The organism is Thiomicrorhabdus sp. Milos-T2, assembly GCF_000702325.1.
Classification (GTDB): domain Bacteria; phylum Pseudomonadota; class Gammaproteobacteria; order Thiomicrospirales; family Thiomicrospiraceae; genus Thiomicrorhabdus.
The window spans coordinates 928597-949953 of sequence record NZ_KL370891.1 but is presented as its reverse complement, the minus strand read 5'-3'; the positions used below and the strand labels follow the sequence as shown (position 1 = coordinate 949953).

The following is a 21357-nucleotide window of genomic DNA, read 5'->3' as shown; positions in this document are numbered from 1 at the left end:
CTGTTTCAGAAATTGACTATGAATTTAAAGATGCGCTAAAGCATGAAGGATTTAAAAGTACATTAGTACCATTTAATCACTAGACCAAAAAGAAAACTTTCAAGACTTGGAAAATAGAAAAGATTTTTTTGATAATTTTTAAATAGAAATGAAGAATTAGATAATAAATTTTATTATTTAAAAAAGGACTAAACTGCTGAATAGTAAAGAAAAATGGGGCGAATGACGGGGATCGAACCCGCGACAACAGGAATCACAATCCTTAAAAAGCATTTTTAACCGTTTTTAACGAAATTTTATAATTCTTATCATTTCTATATATTTCAGCAACTTAAAAAATAAAAGTATATACAAGGTTTAATATTCTTTTATAAAATTTATTCAATTTCGGGGCATATACGGGGCATGAAAATTTATGCCCCGCGAAAAAGGATAAATAACATGAAAAAAAAGATTACAAAAACAGAATTAAAAAAATTCATCAATAACTCAAAATACGGTGATCGATATAACGATACAGAACAAAAAGGATTTCACGCTAGAAATCTTAAAAATGGTCTTTATTTATACTATCGATACGAATCACCAACTGGTGGTAGAAAGACTATTTCATTGGGACGATTTCCTGACCTAACTATCGAAAAAGCTAGAAAGTTAATTTTTGAATACGTAGGTAGAATTGCAGCTGGTGAAGATATTTCAACAACTATTCAAACTCGTCGCCAAGTAAAAGAAAACACTGCATTGAATTATTTGAAAGAAATTTATGATGCTGAATTAAATAAAAAAGCGGATGGTAAAAATATTCGAGCAGATTTATCTAATCACTTTGGGCCGCTGTTAACAAAACCCATGCAAACTATAACTAAACGACACATCAAGATTTGGCAAACTAAAAAAGAAGCTAGCGGGCTACACCCTAAAACAATTAAGAAAGTTTTTGCTTATTTCAATGCTATGCTTAACCACGCAGTCAAAATTGGAGGTGTACTCGATTCAAACCCTTTAAGTGGATATTCTTTAAACCTAAGAAAATCGACTCCTGAAGAAGAGCGAGTATTACGTCAAAAACGCACTTATCTAGATAAAACTCAAACAGAACAATTTTTTAGAGCTTTAGACCTATATCAGCAATTAAAAAGAACGCAAAATCAAAACAGTCGTGCTCATGGAAAAAGTTTTCTTAATGACCTTTCAGGAATAGAATACGTTGATTATGTCAAGCCCATTATGCTCTTTTTGTACTATACCGGCCTTCGACCAGGTGATGCCTTAACCATGCAATGGGATGAGATTAACTTTTCTTTCAAAAGCCTAACAAAAGTCATCAATAAAACAAAACACAAAAAAGAACACCCTACAACCATTCCATTATCTGATGAATGCATAAAATTACTTTTAACATGGCACAAACAACATAAATCACCGAAACATGGTTATGTATTTGCGAACCCTAAAACAAACAAGCCTTACTACAATTTATATAAACCCTGGAAAAAACTTATAGAGTTAGGAGAACTGCCAAAAGAACTTGAAAACTATACTTTAAGACATAACTTTATCAGTCATTTGATAATGAATGGAGCAAACTTACTGAGTGTCGCAAAGCTGGCGACAACAAGTGTTGATATGATTGAAAAACACTATGGCCACTTACAGCCTGATTTACAAAATCGCTTTATTAATGAGTTTGCTCAAAGATAAGAGTTCAACTATAAACTTGAGCCAATAACTTATATGAAATTAGTCGGAGGGGTGCCAGATTAAGTCTGAACTTCTACATGTTATTTCTTAGTAAACCTTACATATTAAGAAACAATCCTTTTTTATTATGTTTTTTCATGAGACATTGAATTTACATAGTTCATTACCAGATCAATAGCTTTCTCAGCTCGCATCTTTCTGTTAAAAACACTTACCAAGATTTTATTAGACTTTTCTTGAGAAAACTCCAACTCAACAGCTCTTTGCAAACACTCTATTAATTGAGTCATTTGCTTTTCCGTGTCATGCTTTTCTTGAGTTTTATTTAATTCTGATAATTTTGTTTCAATGGCGGTGATATTTTTTAATTTTTCCTCATCAGCTTTGGCACTACTGCGAAGTAGTTTGGTTAGTCCATATGCGGTTCCACCGGCAAGTACCGCACCTCCAATTAACCAACCAATTGGCGTCGAGGTCACAAAAACCCCACCCAAAATACCCGCCAAAGTACTGGAACCAAGAAGAGTGGATACACCAGCAGCACTCGCGATAGCACCTGCTGAAACAAATCCTGCAGTAGCCCCTGCCCAAGTAATACCTATTTCAGATAGTGTTCCAATTCGATCTTTTGGTGATTTTTTTAATCTTTCAAGCGCGGCTAAGTAATCTTCTTTTTTTATTTTTTTATTCGAAGTAACTGGTTGCTTTTCAAAGTTCTTAGGCTTTTCTCTTATACTTTTGAATTTAGCTGGAATTTTTTTAAGCTTCTCGCGCATCTAGATAAACCTTCACAGCATCAACAATTTCTACAAATAAATCAAAAAACTTTTTTGCTAAAAGTACAGCTTCATGAGCAACACCTGTCATGTTATTAGCCATTTCATTTCCGTCACTATAGTTATCCAAACGGACACCAAGTAAGGCGCCAACCGCTGTGGCTAAGGGAGCTAGAATTGGTCCTACAAAAGGTATTAATATACTTACTGACGCTCCTAGCGCCATACCTGCACTTAAATGAGGATTTGCCTTCAGAAACTCCCAAATCTTAAATATGATAATTTTTCCAATTGAAACCACCTCTTCGCCTATTCGTTTAGTAACATCCCATAACTGTGTCACTCTGTTGATAATCTCTTGAGGTATTCCAGAGTTAGTTAAATAGGTAACAAAATCAGCCCTATTGGTTTCCACCACGTCGGTCTCTAGTATCGCTAATTCTAATTTTGCTTCATGAACATTCATTTAAATTCTTATCCTTCAATCTTAATTAACGTTATTTTGGACATTTAAAAAAACAACCATTGATACGTAGCCAATTAGTATAAAAAATATACCTATGAATAGCTTAGGTGTGTTGAAAGCTGCTAATACAATAAAAATTGCTATAACAACCAAACCATTTTTCAATACTTTTGCATTCCATCTACAGTTTATGAAATAGGCTAGAATAACTGTTCTGGTCAATTCCATCAGGACATATCATTACTCCTCAATAATTAAGACAATTGTCCATTATTAAAGTGTCCTGTCCAATTAAAGCAGTTCATTTAATCACCGTCCAATCTAAATCATTAGGTAGATATTTTAAAAACCTTAGCTTCTACTCTAGATGATATAGCCATGCAGTGTCTAGTGTTTTAAGACATAACCACCTTTTTTTTGAACACTTTAAGAAGTATGTTGCATTGCTCATTCATGCTTTCATTGAAGTCAGGCGTGTTTTGCTCAGGAATCTTAAGGAATATGACATGAAAAGGAATTTCTTTGCCCTTTTGCTTTATTACACTAGAAATAATTCCCTGAGATTCTTCTAGTTCAGCAGGCCATTTAGAAGCATTCATTGGGTAAATAAAGCCAGACCCTCTGACGTCTGAATTATTTCCCACTTGTCCAATGTAGGTGTGCAGCTGAAATAAATCTTCTCTTTTAACACCGTAAACCTTGTCAAAAGATTTGTATTTGACGTCAAACACATATGTTCCACCTTCATGCTCAATAACAATATCCGGTTGAAGTTCCCGTTTATAACCAATTGCTCCTGTGGCAATCTTTGGTATTGTTTGAAATTTACTTATTAATGAATAACCATCACGGATAAGACGTTTTCGAATGAAGTATTCGAATAACATAGAAACATCAAACAAAAAGGCACTTGAATCGCTATTAGAATCAAAATCAGCCCCGCCATGTTGGATTAACTGTTTTGAAAGATCGATCAAAACGTTGTAATCTTTATAAAAAGGATTGCTGAAGTAATGAGTATCCAGAAGCTCTCTCCTTGTGCGTTTTATCCCTTGATTGGCCGTAACTAAAGAGTTAAAGATACTTCTATTTTTTTGACTAAAATTGAATTCAGAAACCACTTTGTAAGCTTCAATGAACAGTGTTAGAGCCGAATTTGTATAACTGTGCTCTCGGTATGAACATTGATACCTGCCAAGCTTTTTATTCAGTGAATAATCCAGAGGATCTATAGTGCCACGCACTTTTGAAATAACTTCATTTTGGGTCTCATAAATTTTAGGTAGCCCTAACCTAAAAGCACGCTTTAATTTAATATTCCACAAATAAGCAATTAACCATTCATTAGTACCAAGAAGTTTTTCAGCTCCTGAATCTAGGACTTCTAGAAAGCCATCGGCATCAGCAATTATAAATTTAAGAAACTGATCCCCGAAACGTGAACTAATTTTTAAAGAGTGCTGTCCTCTTGATACAATTCCAATAAGATTGCCTGTCTCAAGCTTAAAGTTTTTCCAACTATTGCCTGATAACTTAATTAGCGGTTCGTCTGTATTGTGCTCATATTCTTTATCAGAAAACAAAACAAAATTATATGACGGCTTTTGAGAAGTAAGACTTTCGAACTTTAATGACACCCAATATAAAAAATCTAAACTTTTATTATTACTGTTCAATTCTGTGTGTCGCTCTCGACTTTTACGCTCTCTTAAAGCAATTTCACCCAGCCGATTATTTTTAAGCCTCCCATCAAGCGTTTTATAATTTTGGTTATCTAAGAGGACGCCATCTTTTAAGAAGTTATATAACCACTCCTCCCTCATAGCCCAAAAGCCTTCTTGAACTTAGCAATCAATTCGTTTTGACCTGAACCTCTTAGATATTCTTCAATTAAAGGAAGAATTGAATCTTCCCAGATAAGTTCTCTCACTTGATTGAGGGTATGTTCTTTAGAGTATGAAAGATTCATTAAATATGCATGACCAATACAGTAATCCTCTCCCAACAATGGTTGCATGGTGATGTTTTCATTCAATTCTTTAAGATTGTCGGCTAACGACTTCCATGCCTTAGGTAGACTATCTCTAAGTACAGAGGTATCTGGTTTGACGGCTTCCCAACGAAAACGCCGACGCAATGCAAAATCAAAACTTTCAACACTTCTATCAATAGTATTCATGGTGCCAATGACATACACATTATGAGGAATGAAAAACTGGTATTCCTCACCTACTTTTATCATTCCAGTTTTGGAGTCATTTAAATTTGAGTATTGAGTCTTAACTTTTCCATCTATACCCCTATACTCTAGACAGTACATTAACTCGCCAAATACCCTTGATAATTCTGCCCTGTTAATCTCATCAATAACAAAGAAGAACGGGGGGATAGCATCAACCACTTTTTTATTTTTTAAAGGGTTTGAAATAATGTACTCCCAATGCTGTTTATCTAAACCCAAACCTTCTAAGTCGGCAATAGTTAGATTTTCGAAAACAACAGGCTTCCCATCAACACATTTAGGTTCTTGTAAATTATAATAATCAACTTCCCATTTAGCTGCTTTCTGACAGAACTCTTTAAAAATTCCATTATGTAATGATAGATTTCCTTCTGTGTCAGGTCTCAGTCCTTCAATAAAATCTTCGTAACTAAAAGAGGGATGAAACTGAACTAAACTCATCTGATTTTCAAAGTAAAAATTAGAGTCAAGTGCAAACTCATCTTTCCAAACAGTGAAAAACAGTTTTGTCTGTTTTTTTACTGAATAAGTCTTACCAGTTCCCGGAGCACCATATTTTATTACCTGTTTTTTAAGTGAAAATGGGTTTACTATTTCTTCATATAGATACCATACAAAAATACTAAGCCAATATTCATCAAAATCTAAATTTTGCTCATCACTTAACTCTGTCTTGAAAATAACTTTAAGCTGGTTCATTAGATTGATATTTTTAGAAAACCAATTTCCCTCATTTTCATCCTTGTCTATTAAATTCTCTTTAATAAACCAAGCATATACTTCGTTAAAATAGGTAGGATTTACGGTTGAAGATACATTGGTAGAACAGCCCGCAAAAACTCTGTTAATCACAGAGGAGTTTTGATTTCCTTCCTTACCATCATCCGTTTTTAATAACTTCTTCCAACCGTCACATAATTTAGAGTAATTTTCTGATTTATCTGGAGCTTGAATGATGTTAGAAATAAGGTTTAAAAAGTCTTTATTGTTGATAGCTGCTTGATAGTTTTTCTCACTAAATGGCGTTGCACGTAACGATGAAACGCCATTATTTCGATTAAAAATCAAGTCATGCAAGAAATCTGAATCTTCTGAGCTATCTAGGGATTTGTTATTCTTTATGGCATCTCCTCTTATTTTAACTCTTTCTACAATTTTTTTATAACTGTCATGCCAACTTGTCAGATTTGGTTTTCTGTCAATAATAAGCAGCTTATATAGGTTTTCTAGCCGTTCTTTTCTTAAATCTTGATTCATATCTGTCTCTTGTGTGTTCTGTCTTCAATTCATTTTTTTGCAAAAATAAAACTATTATTATACGACCACTACATATTCATGTAGGTAACCAAACATTTGATACATGTCTATTTGGCTGATACATAATTTTCATCATTACTATGAGAAAAGTAAAAAGCGTAATACTTCATTATTTAATATCCAATATCTCAAACTGGCCTGTGCGCACCCAATTAATAGCAATACCAATAATCGGTTTATCTAAAGCTAACGCTTGAGCGTAGGCTTTTAGTTGTTCTGAATGTTTAGTAAAATCTGTTTTTTTATCGGTTTTGTGGTCAATAATCCAAAACCCTGTTTCGGTTTCAATCAGCATATCAATGCTTCCACTGACTGTTTGACCAAGTTCATTTACGGCTAATATCGGTACTTCGCACTTTATATTTATTGGCTTTAAAATTGCATTTAACCAGGCCTGGTAACTTTGTAACATTGGCTCAATTTGAAGCTTTATTTTATTTATATTCAATGCATTAGACAGCGTTTCAAAGCCTTTTTCTAACAACGCTGGGTTCATGAAATATATCTCAAAAAATCGATGCATAAAATCACCCACTTCATTGGCGGCGATTAATTTATCCCAATCCTTCAAATCAATACCTGAACCATAGGATTCAACCGTTGTTTTTAATATGGTATCCGTTACTGAGCTATTTTCATGAAGAGAAGGTGAGATAGTGGCTGAAATAGCCTTTGGCTGTTTATTTTGAGCTAATTTAATCACTCTGCGTTTTTCTTCTTCTGTTTCGATGATCTCTGGCTCAACAATCATCACCATATTTTTGGACTGATATTCAAATTTATCCGTTTCAAATAATGGGGCAATGAGTGACAACATAGAGTTATCTTTGCCATTATCAAACCAAGGTAAAATAACCTGCTCTCTTGCTCTCGTTAATGCTACGTAGGTGAGGTTTTTTAAGGTGTCAGTAGTCTCTGCCATTAATTCATCGAGCATTTTTTGTTGAGTGGTTTTGTCATCAAAATCCATTAAAATTCGTACAAAGCTACTCTCGAGCATACCATCGACATCGTCAGCTGAATAAGCCATATCAATGGATGGCACTTTAGGTTTTTTATCATCATGGGCATCTAAGACCATTACAATCGGCCACTCAAGTCCTTTGGATGCGTGCCATGTACTTAATACAACGGCTTCATCGGCGTTTAGCTGTATATGCGGTTGATTGTTCATGTCTGACTGGTTGTCTTTGATGCTTTCTTTTAACCATACGTTAAACGTTTCTAGATTTTTACCGTAAATGCCCATCGCTTGTAGTGATTCTGGCTGGGCTTGCTCAAAGGTTTCCGCCAAGCTAATGAGTTTGATTAGATTTGCACGCTGTTGAGCTGCATCGGTTCTAGTTTGAACTTTATCCCAAATATTTAAAAGCTCAATCACAGTGATAACTGCTGTTTTAAAATCCGTTAGGCGTAACTCTGCTGATACGGATTTTAAAGCTTGGACAACGGGATGTTTAAAATGCTTATTTTCAATAAACTCTTTTAGTGCTTCTTGCAATGGAACAAGGGCATACTCTGAGGTAATTAGGTTTAAAAGTGCGAATTGGTTTTTGGGATTAGAAACAAATTGCAGTCCACACAAAACCCATTGCACCGATTCCGATTCGAGAAAACCAGGCTGAGTTAATTTGGTTTGAATACCCAGTTTTTTCAACTGTTTTGAGAAAGAGGACAATCTTGAATGCTTTGGAGAAAGTACTGCGATGTCACTAGGTTTAAGCGCTCTTTTCTGCCTCGTGTTTTTATCTGTTATTTGTATACCTTGTTGCAACAACTCATTTATATGATTTGCTAAGGCAAACTGCCCTTCTTCTTGAATGCTCGCTTTGTTCTTGGACTTTTGAGCTCCCCAATTATCTTTGTTAAATAGGAGTTGCTGAACAGGAGCAAGCTCTGATTGATATTTGGCTTCATCGACAACACTTAAAGATTGATATTGCGATTGGTAAAGTTGATTGCCAATTGCATTAATAAAACGCATCAGTTCGGGCGTGCTACGCCAGTTATTGTTAAGTTCATCAACACAAACGTTTTCATCTGTTAGTCCTTCAGATAAAAGGCTAGAGAACAATCTAGAGTCGGAGCCTTGAAATCCCATAATCGATTGCTTTAAATCACCCACAATAAGAGTTGGCAGGCCTGCTTTTTGAAATTGTCTTAATAAAGAGAATTGCAGTGGGTTGGTATCTTGAAACTCATCAATGATTAAACAATCGTAATTCGATTTGGCCTCAGCTAAAAACTCTGATGAACTTAATACTTGTTCCGCTAAATGCAGCATATCGTTAAAGTCGATAAGGCCAGCTTTTTGTTTTGATGTTTGATAAAGAGACAGTGATTCAATTGCTGAAATTAACAAAGCAGACACATGCTTTAACGCATCATCAAGAGGTCCTGGGTGAACTGAGAGCTTATCTGCAGCTTGCCAAACGGCTAAAGCTAGATGTGCGTGCTCATGCTCTTGCTTTTTACCAAATATTTTTGGAGCGGTTGCAATCGTTTGTAATTTTGTCCAAAGCTTCCAATCGGTTTTGATGTTCTCTTCTGTTGCCTCTCTTAAAGCTGAAAGAAAGCTTCGGGTAGCTGAGTTGGAAGCCCATTGTTCCTCTAGGACGTCTAAGTCTGGATATTGAGCATGTATTGAGTTAATCGCACACCACAAAGCAGTATTTAATGTTTCAGCTTTGGATAAATTTAAACCATAGATGTCTTTTAAAGCCAATTGTGAAGCCTCTAATAAATCAATAGAGGATTGGGCTGATACAGCTTCACCGCCCTTACCCAAAGAACGCAGATTACGAATGACATTGAGTATTCTATTTTTTAATTGGCTTGCACCATCAGTATAGTCATTGCCATTAAAATTACCCGTATAACCATATTGCTTTAAATTATTTAAAAGCGGGTTAATCGCTTCAACTTGCGTAAGAGCCTTGCGAATTAACTGGTTCTGTTCTGCTTCTGTTAACTGTCTGGGTTTTGGCGAAATACCTTGTTCATAAGCAAAGCTTTCAATAATTTCTACACCAAAACCATGAATGGTTGAAATAGTGGCATTTTGAACTTTATTCGCCTCATCACGCATGGACTCTTTTATTAGGTTTTGACGAATACGCTCTTTCATTTCATTGGCTGCGGCATGGGTAAAGGTCACGGCTAAAATACGATCTGGGCGAATCAACCCGTCTTTAATCCACTGTGTTAAATCTTGCTGAATGCGGAAAGTTTTGCCTGCTCCAGCACCCGCTTTGACCATGGTTAGATTAGGAAGTGTTTCTGGGTTGCTATCGATGCTATCGGTATATTTCATTCTTATTCGCCCTCAACTACTTTCATAAAACGGGTCACAACGGGGTTGTCTTTTAAAGCGTAAGCCTTAATACCTTCTTTTTCCCAATTAGCTTGGTCTTGATTACTATTAAGCTCTACCTGCCCAGATTGGAGTTGTGATAGGCGATTTTGCACTAGATTGCGTGCTTTAACAGATTGCTCTTCAATACTAATATCAGGTGCAACAACCTTAATATCTGAGTCAACGGCTTGAATCTGGTCAAGTACCATAACCTGATCATTTAAGTTGTAATAACCACTATGAATTTCAGTTTGGCCATATTGCTGTTGATAAAGCTCTCGATAGATATAGGTCTGTAAATCGAACCCACGGCTCAGTCGGGTTAGGCGATCTTTAGATTTTGATTTTTTATAATCAAGCACCAATACACTTGTCTCTTTTTTCAGTATCGCATCGGCAAACCCCTTAACAGGGGTTCCCCAAATTTCACCTGAGAACCGTTGCTCTACCTCAGCAATTCGCCAACCAGTTTGTGACGACCATCTAATGAATTTTTCAAACGCTGGCTTAACTTGTTGTTTAAGTTGAACAAGCTCTAGACGCCATTCTGACTCTAATAAAAACGATGCCTCTTTAGTCACTGCTTGTTGAAAAAGTTGATTGTATAGACTGTCTGAAAACGCTTTATCTTGCTTCTCTTTAAACAATTCAAATACTTTATGCGCCACTGTTCCTTGAAGCATGACATCTAATTCTTGAACATTCCACCCCTTGTCTTTAATTCCCTGACGATCCAATAACCAGGCTAAAGGAGATACCATCATGGTTTCAAAACTACTGGGTGATTCTGACCTTTGATTGCCGTCTTCATCAGTATGTAAATTCAATATATTAGTCTTTAAATCTAGGTCTTCAATATTGATAGAAGCGTGTTCAGGAATAATGACTTCTGCAAACTCAAGTAAAGGGTGATTAGCTTTTGGTAATGTCTCAAATAAAGAATCCGGATCCACTTTTTCAGGCGGCATAAAACAAAGTGCTACATCTAGAGCGGTTTCACTTAGGTGCAGCCGCCCTCCTTCAAAATCTTGCTGAGAGGCTAAAATTGTTAAACTCTCTTGTGCCTTACCAAGTAATTCTTTAAGTTGATATTGATCGAAATCCACCTTTTGTTCAAAGGAGTTCAAATCTAACCCAACCTTTTTGCCTAATAATGACCAGGCCTGGTTATTTAGAACCGTTTTACTCGCTAATGCAGAGGCATTTGACGAGTAATGCCCCTGATTAAAGCCAATTATAAATAGATGCTTGACAGGTTTTAATAAGACTTCATTTGAAGCTAAAACGGTTACAGCGTTAAGGTAATGATTTTTTTCAGAGGACAAGTTGATCGAATGCGCTTGCAACTGATTTAGCAATTTTTGACACTGCTCAACAAAAGAATCTTTGGCATAAAGCTCAAACCAGCTTTCTAACTGCTTTAACTTATCATTAAATCTTTCATTCGTTAGCCCTAGTTCATTTAAAGGTTTGAAGTGTTTTGCAATCTCTGTTAACCATTGAATAGTTTCATTAGAGTCTTTTGTTTTTTGTTCTAATAAATCAATAAATCCTTCTGAAATTTCATTAGCAACAGCACGGACATTATCATCTAACTCATTTTCAATAATTGAAATACGAGATTTATGGTTTCTCCAAGGCATCAACGGATTACTTAAAACACTCATTCTTGCCATAGGTGGCGTGTTTTGAGCCTGTAAAAGCACTAAGTCTCTTAATAATGCAGTTTGCCAATCGAACACTGTTTGCTGACTGGGTAAGTTTGATACGCTAATACCCGCTTGTTGAAATACTTTTGCTAACCAAATAGGGTAATTTGTACCAGAAGGATAAACCACGGCTATTTCATCAAAAGAGATGTCATTTTTGATTGCCTTTTGAATCATCGAGGCGACAACTTCACAGGCCTCTAAATCATCACGAGGTTTTAAACCATTAAACCCATTCGGGATATCAATAGGGTCTTTAGAAGTGAAAAGAGAATTTTTTAACGGCGAAAATTTAGACTCGTATTCGTTAGAAGTGTTTTCTAAAACATCGAGAATAAGTGACTGATTTTGAGTTAGTTCTTCTGCATTTTTTGACAATTCATTAATTACTTCGTGCTGCCAAGTATCAAACTGAAACAACTCTGTATTCAAATATAGATTAATTGTATCTAAAGAAAGTCCGTTGACCTGGTTCAACCATTTTTTGGCTACCTCTTGATTCAACGGTCTGATACGCTGCATCTTTTTATGCAAGTCCACGAGATCATTAAAGTATCTTTCTGATTTGCTTTCTGGCTTTTTGATTTTTGAGAAAGAAGCATTTAGGGGAAGAGCAGAGAGCATATGTTTTAGACTTTTATCTAAATGATGAATAACACTCTGTTCATCTACTGAGATGGATTGAGACCAAAAGGCTGAATCCATCATTAGAGCGCTCTCTAGAAGCTTTTTATCCCAATCATTATCAGAAACATCAAAAACCCACAAGGATTTAAGCGTTTCTAATAGAGCAGAAAAGTTTCCAACTTTCACTCCATTCAGACGGGATTTAGCAAGTTTATTTCTGACAAAACTTCCCGACAATCCATCTGGCACTAAAACAAAATCAATCATAAATTCCCTTGTTAAATATTTTACAACTAGCTTCGAGTGTTAAAAGTTTTTAGTACCAGATTAATCAGAGTATATAAAAGCAGCAAAAGGCGTCCATAAATAATCATCCGGATTTGACCTTAACTTTTCTTTCTTTTGAGTCGCAACTAATTGCTCTTTCATACCCAATGAATAGACAATATGAATTTCATCATCTATCGAAAAGGCATCAAAAGAATGGTGTGCCATATCTAATCCAGCCCCCCAAATAATCGGGGCTGTTTTTTAAATATTTAATGGATTGCATTCGAGTCCTTTTAGTAATTCTTGATAAAAAAAATTACTATACTAAAAACGTTAAAGACACATCATCATACAAGTTATGAACTGCAAATGATAATGTAATTTACTGGTTGAATAAGTATTTTTTAAAATTATTTTGGTCTATCTAGTAAGCTTCATTTTCTAGAAAACTGTTTATCTCATTGCTCTCAGAAGCAAGCTCTTGTAGTTTTTGTTTATTCTTATAGTTCATAATAAAAATAAGAAATGGATAGCAAATAACCAGCTCTTCAAATAAGTACTCGGGGGGGTTGAATGACAAGCGAGCGAGCATTCGATACCTAATTTCGTCTGGATAACTTTGTTTAATAGACACTAAAGTTTGAATAAAATCTAGTTTTCGATCTGGCAGGTAGAACCCATTGTTATAGGTACTACCCGTTACCTTTGAATTTTTCAAAATAAAGTTAAAAGTTAACCCTTTAACTAGTGTTTCATTAATAGATTCACCTTCAAAAACAGTCCCCCGACTTAAACGCAGCGAAATTCCTTTTTTTAAAGAACACCAAACCAGCAATATTTCTACTATTTGTCCAAACTCAATATCTTCTTTTCTAAAAGGGAAAATTCCTGCACTTTTATCACTAAAAACAAGAAATTGATCCTTCGCATCGGCAACAGAGAATGAGACTTTGTCAGAATAGAAAGAGACTTGAAACAAAAATTTCTTACCCTTAAATTGAATAAAGAATAAATCGCCTAGGCTAGCGTAGTAATCAAACGCATTGTTCTTTTTAGCCGACACACACCAACGAGTTCCTTTGCCATAGTAAATCGCCGCCTCTTCAGAAAGCAGTTGAATCACTTTGGTTTTTATTTTTTTGTTTTCATACCAGATGTGCACAGCTAAAGTGTCAACTAAACGTTGTCTATAAAGTCTTTGAACCTCTCTATTAGAAAGTGTTTCTGCTCCCATAACATTTTGGTAAGGTTCTAATTTTTTAATCAGTTTACGCCAGTTATAGGTACCGATATCCTTTGAAGATAGCATGATGCTATATCGTTCAAAATCCACCAACCTTTGTCTGACTTCACTTTTGTTAATGGTTTTCAAGTCAAATGCACCGACAATATATTCACGCAATAACCATTGTGTATATCGTTTGCCTTTGGTTGGGTCTAGTTCAGCTATCTTATTAACGATTCTCTGTTCTAATTGATGTTTTCTTTTTGTTTCATTAGAAAGGTATTGCGCAGCGACCTTATGACCATATCTCTTGGCTAAAAACTTTAATCTTTTCAAACTCTAAACCACCATTTCGAATTTAAGATGAGCCGATTTAAATACCTTGATAAACATCCAGTTCTACTCGCTCTTTTTTGTGTTTGTTGGCTTTATTATAAATAATAAAAAACAAAACAAGACTCTCAACCAGCTACATAACGACAACTATTGTCGCAACCAAGTAAGGATTTATTCTGAGTGGTCGCTCTTAACTTTTAAGACATGAGAATAAAGAAATATTATGTGAATATTAAGTCATTAAATCAGAGATAACTTTATTTTTTACTCCAATAAAATGAAGGTGCTACACCACCTATTGCAGCAGCATTTGATTCTTCGTTAATGCACGTCGAATAGAAATTTGTGGTTAACTCTTGTGATGGTTAAATATTTTCTAAAAGGTATTGTTAAACCATTCATACAGAACACTTCGATTAAACCGTTAATATGAACCCTTTAGGTTGGCCAGGTTGAACATACATCAATTCCTAGCCAAAATCAGCCAGACCGCCAATAGCGCTGACTCCAACTCTAATCCATAGCATAGATATGAATTAAAGGTTAATTTCGTCATTTTTTGTTCTCGTCCAATCGTAAATAAATGCAAAATCCGCTGGGTCATTACATATTAATTGCGACAATTAGCGTCGCTATTATGGTGTCTTTTATTTTTCAAATTAAATGACATGCGTTATTATTAATTTTAATTATTAATTTTAATTATTAATTTAGTGTAAATTACACTTACTTGAAAGCGCGAATTTTAAAAACTACGTAAATAAAAATTAAAGGAAAACACTATGGATATGCAGGAGCTAAATAGCGAATGGAAAGAAATTCTGAATGAAATCGAAGAATATAACTATTTAGAGGGTGAACATCTTGAAACACTAAAAGATGATATTTTTTGTGACCTTGAAGTTTATGAAGCTTTATTAGAAGCTGACTTTGACACCTGTTCAGATGCTATTTCTACTATGATTGGAATGATGATCGCTGGAGAAGCCTATTACCATTTTGAAACATTTGCAGAATTCATCAAACAAAATAATCTTATGGAAGATGATACTCTTGGTGAAACTTGCGAAACCTTAATTACTCAAATTATTAATGCTGAAGACTGTGATGAGGCACAATCAATAATTTACTTTGTCAATAATGTATTAAAAAATGATGAGCTTGCTGATTCAATGAAACAAAAAATTGAAGATAATTGCTAAATGTCTTTCGTATTTTAGACATTGCGGATTCAAGTAATAATCGTAATGTCTAAATTATGCTGCAAATAACCTAATATTCTGCTCAATTCCATTAGGAAATTTTCCTAAAGAATTTTCATATTCTATTGGTGACAAGTCACCATTAGCATTATGAAACTTATTCAAGTTGTAATATTTCTATACTCTGCCACATCTTTTTTCATGTGTTTGCGAGTGGGTTGATAAATTTTTAACATCCAATAATGCTTTAGGCTGACTAAAAAACGTTCAACAACGGCATTATCCAAACAAGCACCAACATCGCTCATACTGGCTCTAATTTTGTATTGTTCCAGCCATTTTCTAAAGTGTTTATTGGTATATTACGGAACATGACCTAAGTGGAAAACTAAGCCTTTTGGTGGCCGCTTCTGAGACGCTGAAGCCTTGTTCAGTTACTAAAGCCATAGCTTCTGGTTTTAAGACATTACTCTACAACATATAAACGTTTCATCGCGACTAGACATCATTAATTTTCATGACCATTCAAATCTATACACTTCGTTAAAAAGTGTGTCTAAAGTTTTTAACATTCAATTAATCAGAGTAAATAAAAGCAGCAAAAGGCGTCCATAAATAAGCATCGGGATTTAACCTTAGATTTTTTTTCTTTCGTTTCGCAACGGATTGCTCTTTCATACCCAGTGAATAGACAATATGAATTTTATCGTCTATCGAAAAGGCATCAAAGGAATGATGTGCCATATCTGAGCCACTACCTAAATAATGAAAACTGTTCTTAAGGTATTTAATCGTTTGCATTCGAGTCCCTTGACTAAATTATTGATATGAATGGTATATATATTCAAACCGCCATGAAATCTCTTTAGTAGAAACCTATTGGGAATATAAACGTTCGCCAATTTAGCTCTTGGTTCTTTTCCAAGTAAAGATAAAACTCAAGCTGGTAGCGCCTCACAATTGGAAACATTGACATATTTTCCTGATTCGTTTGTATCCCAGATCAGAACCGTCTCTTTTACCCCACCTTTTTCTGCTGGCGAGGTGATCTCAAGGCATCCTAAACCTCTGGATTTGACTTTTATATGCACTTGAATCATGAAATCTAAATCGTAAAGGCCATCATATTCATCAACTTTTACAGCATCATGTGGATTAACATTTTTATAGTCATAAAATTCATCAGAAGAGAGGGTAAAAGCTTCGTCATCAACGGTTTGAAACCCACCCTTCTGAACAATAACGCTATCCAATATCTCGTCTGTTTCATTTACTAGAAATAGCTCATCACCTTCCCGTGCTAACCACAATAGAGGCCGACGAAGTTCGGGTTTTCTTGGAGGGAAACTAATGCGCTTATCCAATGGAATCCAAGGGGCATAATTTGGAATAATTCTTTTGGTTTTCATATTTGACCTTTCTAGATTGAAACACTGGCTTTAGATAATTTGAGGAGTTTTTCATCTTCTTTTATTTGATGAAAATATCCCTTCGGAGAAAAATGAAAATGGTCTCCGTCTTCATTTGTATAAAGGTAAGATTGAATCTCTCCCCATTCATCAAGGACTCCTTGGTAATGCTGATAATGATCGATTACCCAAAACGAAACATAATCTAACATTTGTGTTTTGTTATCAATAAACTCATCGCAACCAAAGGTTTTCCTTCTCTTATGTTCTAAACATGCAAGCGCAAAAATTGGCAAACGACGTTTGCTGATATCAAAGTCTGTCACCACAAAAAGACTTACCTTTGATTGCTGGCACTTTGAAAGAAATCGATCAATACAATCGAGTGAATCAATCACAACTTTTTGACCAATCTTCAATTCAGTAGCTAAGGCTTTAAGAAACTCTGCACCGGAATATTTAAAATCAAAAGAACTTTGATCTAGACCTAGAAATGAATTATTTAAATGCTTTGAAAGACGATGTTGGAAAGCTTCTAGCTTATAGCCAAGTTGATGTGCAATCAATTCTATATTCACTGCTAGAAAAGCACTTTCTATCTGTTTTTGTAATAAGGTTTTAGGAAACTGCGTCTTATCAGATTGATGACTCATAACAAACTCCTTTTTGCTATGAGTATAATCTAAATATAACCAATAATTAACCCTTATTTAACTTGGTAACGACATTAATTGTCGCTACTAGAGCTACAAAAAGAAAGGTTGCGCTCTATAGACTGAATGCATGTTACATGCTAGGCATATTGCTATTTCACAGTAGGAAATTGCTCTACAATCATGTTTTAAATTACCTTTGCAATATCACTTACTGACTGCATCCCTTGAATTTGATGCACGTGTTATCAAGGTAATGGTCATATTTATTCCAGACGGCCTTGATTGCAAGCACCTAAAGAATTGCAGTCAAGCCAAGCTTCTCTGATCAACACAAGATCATTATAATCATAGCTGTATTGCTCTAACTGTAAATTACGGTGCAAATAACCATGAACATCACTCCAGTTATCACAGCCGAAAGGTTGCTCATTACTTGGCTTGATATTTAAGAGCTCGCCACTAAATCGATTACCGCCATTCGCTAGTCTGTCATCAAAAAGATAGATACCAGCATTCAAATGTTTCTTATGGTTCAGTATTTCGCACTTGGCCTGATAAATACCAGATTGTTGTCTAGTTATTATTTTTAATGGTTTTTACCACTAAAAAAATCTTCCAACACACGCTTTTGCTCAAAGAAACCTTCCAATAAAACTTGATAGTCTTCAGATTTTGTATCCGGTGTATACCGGGCATAATCTCCATATTTTTTTGAATTAAAACTTGAAACTTCACATATTTTTAAAATTTGTTCTTTTTCATCTTTTGTGCCATGTGGAGAGGATAAGATAACTGAAAACTTTGCTTTAGTCGGCGGTCTTGCAATGGCTATACTTAAGCCTTTATGAAGCCATCTGAACAGAACAAACCTGGGGTCTTTATCGTCCACGGCGGAAAATTCCAACCCTTGAGTTCTTTGAATAAAATAATCTCGTAAATCCTCAACTGATTCAATGACATTATTTTCTACAACGAGTTTCTTATATGACTCAGTATACTGACCATCGTTAGTGTATTTCTTGACGGGTATGTCTATATTGTCAACTTGCTCGTAGTCTCCAAAAAATCGAATCGATTTAGAATGGTGCCCTTGAACCGAATTAGTAAGGTTTTTAAAGCCGTAAACCCATTTAATTAATGTTGCCTCTACAGCAAAAGCCTCAGACTCGGAATCATACCGCCCTATCACTAATTCTTTTACAGTTAGCCCCTTTAATTGGATGTCTTTAATTTGGCTCTCTTTTGCGTTCTCAGAATTGTCCTTTGCTAACTTTGCGTGCTGTAAAGCTCTATCACCCTGCCCTTTGCCAACATAGAAAACTGAATCGTCCCTTGGATCGATCAGCAAATAAACATAATATTTTTTTAACGGTATTTCATTTTCGGAATAATAATGTTCAGACTTCATGTTAAACCACCTCTATATTGAAAGATTTTGAAGAAAAGATGCCGTGACAAATAATAATTTGAGAACTTTACACAAAATAGGTGCGAATGAAAAATGTGGGGGAATTTGCCTGATTGCGGCGGGAAACCAAGGGAATAGCTAGCTATTCGCAAGTTTTCCAACAAAAATCAGGTGAATTTTAACCATTTTTACTCGTTCATATTATCGTGCAAAGGTCTCAATTTATATAAGCAACCCAATATCTTCAATTGAACCCTATGCTAAGTTCTAAAATGCGCAGTACATTAAATTTTGCTTGGTGCGCTATCAACCACGAAAATTAGGATGGGTGTGCATATAAATCACTGGTGAGAAAATCTTTCATTAACCGTTAACTCAAACCGATCTTCATGCCACTCAAGACGCAGCTAAATCACACATAAACCCCATTCCCTGATAACGCTGGTAGCTCGGTTTGAATTTACACTCTTCTTCTAACGCCTTGAAAATTTTTTCAATCGTCATTTGTTGGCCAGAAAGCCTATTTTTCCGGTTTATGACCGCAAAGTCTCCAGGCGTTAAAACACTTAGGTTTTTAATCTTGCTTTTGAATTCAGCCGTATCTTTTAACAATACTGATGCCGGCAGACTTTTCAAAAACAACTTCCAAGCTTGCTCCGGTGCAAGCGGTTTGAATTCGAGTTTAAGATCAAATCGACGCATAGCAGCAGAATCCAGATTATCCATTAAGTTGGTTGAGGCAATCAGCACACCTTCAAAGTTTTCCATCTGAGTAAGAAGCTCGTTGACTTGAGTCACTTCCCAACTGCGCTGAGCATTTTCTCTATTTTGAAGAAAGCTGTCGGCCTCATCAATTTGTAAAACGGCGTTTTCTTTTTTAGCCTCAGCAAAAGCTTTGGCAATTTTCATTTCTGCTTCTCCCACATAGGGTGACAGTAAATCTGATGCACGCTTAGCCATCAGAGGTCGATCTAATTGCTGTGCGACATAGTGCCCAAATGCAGTTTTGCCGGTGCCCGGCAAGCCATATAAACACAATCGACCGGTAGGGTTTTGCTGTAAGCCACTTACCAAGTCGTTTAAATCCATCTCGGTGTTTAGAAACTCCAACGAATAATCAACAGTATTGGCTTTTTGAGGTTGAATCGCTTTTGTTCCTTGAACTTCCAGTTTGGCATTGATTCGTTCCATAATTTTTGACTCAAGCACGGCTTGTTCTACGTTTTGCAAAGTAGGTGTTTTCATGACTACCTCAGCCACCCGGGTAATCAGTGCTGGCGTGATACATTTATGTTCTGCCAAAGCCTTCATCCAAGATTGACTCACATTTAAATTTTTAAACGTTTTTTCAATAATCTGTAAACGCACACTTCTTGGTGGCGTTTCTATTTCCAACACAAAATCAAAACGTCGCAAATAGGCCGAATCAATTTGATCGACTTGATTACTGATCCAAAAAGCCGGAACCGAGTTTTCCTCCAACAAAGTATTTAACCAAGACTTGCTTTGACTACCTTGTATACCGCGTTTAAAAAAAGTTGTATTGTGTGATACAAACACATCTTCCACCTCATCAAACAACAGTACCGCTTCAGTCTGTTGTTTTAGGGCTCTTTGAGCCAGTTGATACATTCCAACACGTTTTTGCGCTGTGACCATATCGCCGTCTTCATCTTCTGAACGAATTTCATACAAGGTTTTATTTAAAAGTTGTGCAACCAATTTCACCCATTGGGTTTTACCTGTTCCTGGCTGACCATAAATCAAGATATTCATGCCTTTATGTCGATTATGGTTAAGGTAATCAACAATGTCTGCTGTGTTTTCGCTTAAATGCGGATAGTCTTTCAATGAGAGCAATGGTAAGCCACTAAGTTGACAAAATGAGTAAAGCAACTCTTGAGTATCTGCCTGGGGGGTCATAACAAAATCCACCGCACGCGACATAACATCTACTTTGCGATTCAGTTCATCCACACCACTACGATCTATTCTCACCAAACCAGTTTGCGCCAAAACAGAGTTCATTGAAAGCGCCTCTGATATTTGACTTTGCTTTTCATCCAACACCCAAGCTAGCGTTTCAATGAGCTGTCGACGGTTTAACTCCCCGAGAAAACTTGCAATATCTCTAAGCGACCGATTGGCTTCAAAAATGGTAAAAAATCTTAAGACTGCAATATCAATTTTTGACAGTTCCAGTGTTTTAGCTAAGACTTCAAGATTACAATTGAATGCCGATGGAAAAACCAATTGAGACTGTTTATGATTTTTTAAAAATTGATTGCAAAACTCAACCACCAAATGCCCTTTTAGCTCTTCATCCACCTTTTCAAAGTTGAGGTTTAAAATGATTTCAATGTCATCAAAGTCAATATGATTTCGGAACCTTTTGACTGGTTTTAATAGGCCCTTTTTAACATGAGAAAAGCTGAGTATTTTAGCAGCCCAAAACGCAAGCACTTCATCCTCAGGGTAATCAAAACAAGCAACCTGATTATTATTTTGACCCAACAACTTTTTCATAATTTACCTCTTACAACTACAATTTACTTTTCTTAGAAATGAGTATAAGCTTAACAAAGACAAATAATAACCACACATGACACAGTAAGCGACATTAGTTGTCGCCACTAAATTTAATGAACTATGAGA

General features: G+C 35.6%; 16 protein-coding genes and 1 pseudogene. 2 read left to right on the top strand and 15 right to left on the bottom strand.

Annotation, left to right across the window (positions count from 1 at the left end):
- Window positions 1-441 precede the first annotated feature (441 nt).
- Complete coding sequence (locus BS34_RS0104170) at window positions 442-1704, top strand: tyrosine-type recombinase/integrase (RefSeq protein WP_029407291.1); 1263 nt, start codon at window positions 442-444, stop codon at window positions 1702-1704.
- 125 nt (window positions 1705-1829) lie between these two features.
- Here the strand turns inward: BS34_RS0104170 and BS34_RS0104165 are convergent, their stop codons facing one another.
- The 8 genes from BS34_RS0104165 to BS34_RS0104125 all read right to left on the bottom strand — a co-directional run bounded on the left by BS34_RS0104165 (window position 1830) and on the right by BS34_RS0104125 (window position 14027).
- Window positions 1830-2480, bottom strand: coding sequence for a hypothetical protein (locus BS34_RS0104165; RefSeq protein ID WP_029407290.1), 651 nt, complete (start codon window positions 2478-2480; stop codon window positions 1830-1832).
- Complete coding sequence (locus tag BS34_RS0104160; RefSeq protein ID WP_029407289.1) at window positions 2464-2946, bottom strand: hypothetical protein; 483 nt, start codon at window positions 2944-2946, stop codon at window positions 2464-2466. Before BS34_RS0104160 ends, BS34_RS0104165 begins: the two co-directional genes overlap by 17 nt.
- A 395-nt stretch (window positions 2947-3341) precedes the next feature.
- Window positions 3342-4769 (bottom strand): 5-methylcytosine restriction system specificity protein McrC, encoded by a 1428-nt coding sequence (locus BS34_RS0104150; RefSeq protein ID WP_029407287.1) that lies wholly within the window; start codon window positions 4767-4769, stop codon window positions 3342-3344.
- The gene (locus tag BS34_RS0104145) at window positions 4766-6445 is read right to left on the bottom strand and encodes an McrB family protein (protein ID WP_029407286.1); all 1680 of its coding nucleotides are present in this window, start codon (window positions 6443-6445) and stop codon (window positions 4766-4768) included. Before BS34_RS0104145 ends, BS34_RS0104150 begins: the two co-directional genes overlap by 4 nt.
- 169 nt (window positions 6446-6614) lie before the next feature.
- On the bottom strand, window positions 6615-9818 hold the full coding sequence (locus tag BS34_RS0104140; RefSeq protein WP_029407285.1) for a UvrD-helicase domain-containing protein: 3204 nt from the start codon (window positions 9816-9818) through the stop codon (window positions 6615-6617).
- Window positions 9819-9820: 2 nt separating this feature from the next.
- A complete protein-coding gene (locus tag BS34_RS0104135; RefSeq protein WP_029407284.1) occupies window positions 9821-12463 on the bottom strand; it encodes a PD-(D/E)XK nuclease family protein in 2643 nt (880 codons plus the stop codon).
- Window positions 12464-12523: 60 nt separating this feature from the next.
- Window positions 12524-12691 (bottom strand): hypothetical protein, encoded by a 168-nt coding sequence (locus tag BS34_RS12950; RefSeq protein WP_158660972.1) that lies wholly within the window; start codon window positions 12689-12691, stop codon window positions 12524-12526.
- 199 nt (window positions 12692-12890) lie between these two features.
- Entirely contained in the window at window positions 12891-14027 is a 1137-nt protein-coding gene (locus tag BS34_RS0104125; protein ID WP_029407283.1) for a hypothetical protein, read from the bottom strand.
- A 782-nt stretch (window positions 14028-14809) separates the two neighbouring features.
- Between BS34_RS0104125 and BS34_RS0104120 the strand changes: the two genes are divergently transcribed.
- Window positions 14810-15229, top strand: coding sequence for a hypothetical protein (locus BS34_RS0104120; RefSeq protein ID WP_029407282.1), 420 nt, complete (start codon window positions 14810-14812; stop codon window positions 15227-15229).
- 54 nt (window positions 15230-15283) lie between these two features.
- Here the strand turns inward: BS34_RS0104120 and BS34_RS13210 are convergent.
- The 7 genes and pseudogenes from BS34_RS13210 to BS34_RS12175 all read right to left on the bottom strand — a co-directional run.
- Window positions 15284-15639: pseudogene (locus BS34_RS13210) on the bottom strand (integrase core domain-containing protein); the annotation flags it as partial.
- 166 nt (window positions 15640-15805) lie between these two features.
- On the bottom strand, window positions 15806-16030 hold the full coding sequence (locus BS34_RS0104110; protein WP_029407281.1) for a hypothetical protein: 225 nt from the start codon (window positions 16028-16030) through the stop codon (window positions 15806-15808).
- Between the two features lie 137 nt (window positions 16031-16167).
- Window positions 16168-16638: a hypothetical protein gene (locus BS34_RS0104105; RefSeq protein ID WP_029407280.1), complete on the bottom strand. Its 471-nt coding sequence runs from the start codon at window positions 16636-16638 to the stop codon at window positions 16168-16170.
- Window positions 16639-16649: 11 nt separating this feature from the next.
- Entirely contained in the window at window positions 16650-17291 is a 642-nt protein-coding gene (locus BS34_RS0104100; protein WP_029407279.1) for a hypothetical protein, read from the bottom strand.
- A 266-nt stretch (window positions 17292-17557) separates the two neighbouring features.
- Window positions 17558-17812 (bottom strand): hypothetical protein, encoded by a 255-nt coding sequence (locus BS34_RS0104095; RefSeq protein ID WP_029407278.1) that lies wholly within the window; start codon window positions 17810-17812, stop codon window positions 17558-17560.
- Between the two features lie 68 nt (window positions 17813-17880).
- Complete coding sequence (locus BS34_RS12540; protein ID WP_051640673.1) at window positions 17881-18702, bottom strand: GIY-YIG nuclease family protein; 822 nt, start codon at window positions 18700-18702, stop codon at window positions 17881-17883.
- 396 nt (window positions 18703-19098) lie between these two features.
- The gene (locus tag BS34_RS12175) at window positions 19099-21228 is read right to left on the bottom strand and encodes an AAA family ATPase (RefSeq protein WP_038126267.1); all 2130 of its coding nucleotides are present in this window, start codon (window positions 21226-21228) and stop codon (window positions 19099-19101) included.
- Window positions 21229-21357 lie beyond the last annotated feature (129 nt).

Excerpts from the sequence above, each read along its gene's own strand:
- BS34_RS12540 (WP_051640673.1), bottom strand. The coding sequence starts at position 18,702 with ATGAAGTCTGAACATTATTATTCCGAAAATGAAATACCGTTAAAAAAA.
- BS34_RS0104165 (WP_029407290.1), bottom strand. The coding sequence starts at position 2,480 with ATGCGCGAGAAGCTTAAAAAAATTCCAGCTAAATTCAAAAGTATAAGA.
- BS34_RS0104120 (WP_029407282.1), top strand. The coding sequence starts at position 14,810 with ATGGATATGCAGGAGCTAAATAGCGAATGGAAAGAAATTCTGAATGAA.
- BS34_RS0104105 (WP_029407280.1), bottom strand. The coding sequence starts at position 16,638 with ATGAAAACCAAAAGAATTATTCCAAATTATGCCCCTTGGATTCCATTG.
- BS34_RS0104160 (WP_029407289.1), bottom strand. The coding sequence starts at position 2,946 with ATGAATGTTCATGAAGCAAAATTAGAATTAGCGATACTAGAGACCGAC.
- BS34_RS12175 (WP_038126267.1), bottom strand. The coding sequence starts at position 21,228 with ATGAAAAAGTTGTTGGGTCAAAATAATAATCAGGTTGCTTGTTTTGAT.
- BS34_RS12950 (WP_158660972.1), bottom strand. The coding sequence starts at position 12,691 with ATGGCACACCATTCTTTTGATGCCTTTTCGATAGATGATGAAATTCAT.
- BS34_RS0104135 (WP_029407284.1), bottom strand. The coding sequence starts at position 12,463 with ATGATTGATTTTGTTTTAGTGCCAGATGGATTGTCGGGAAGTTTTGTC.
- BS34_RS0104170 (WP_029407291.1), top strand. The coding sequence starts at position 442 with ATGAAAAAAAAGATTACAAAAACAGAATTAAAAAAATTCATCAATAAC.
- BS34_RS0104100 (WP_029407279.1), bottom strand. The coding sequence starts at position 17,291 with ATGAGTCATCAATCTGATAAGACGCAGTTTCCTAAAACCTTATTACAA.
- BS34_RS0104140 (WP_029407285.1), bottom strand. The coding sequence starts at position 9,818 with ATGAAATATACCGATAGCATCGATAGCAACCCAGAAACACTTCCTAAT.
- BS34_RS0104145 (WP_029407286.1), bottom strand. The coding sequence starts at position 6,445 with ATGAATCAAGATTTAAGAAAAGAACGGCTAGAAAACCTATATAAGCTG.
- BS34_RS0104110 (WP_029407281.1), bottom strand. The coding sequence starts at position 16,030 with ATGCAAACGATTAAATACCTTAAGAACAGTTTTCATTATTTAGGTAGT.
- BS34_RS0104150 (WP_029407287.1), bottom strand. The coding sequence starts at position 4,769 with ATGAGGGAGGAGTGGTTATATAACTTCTTAAAAGATGGCGTCCTCTTA.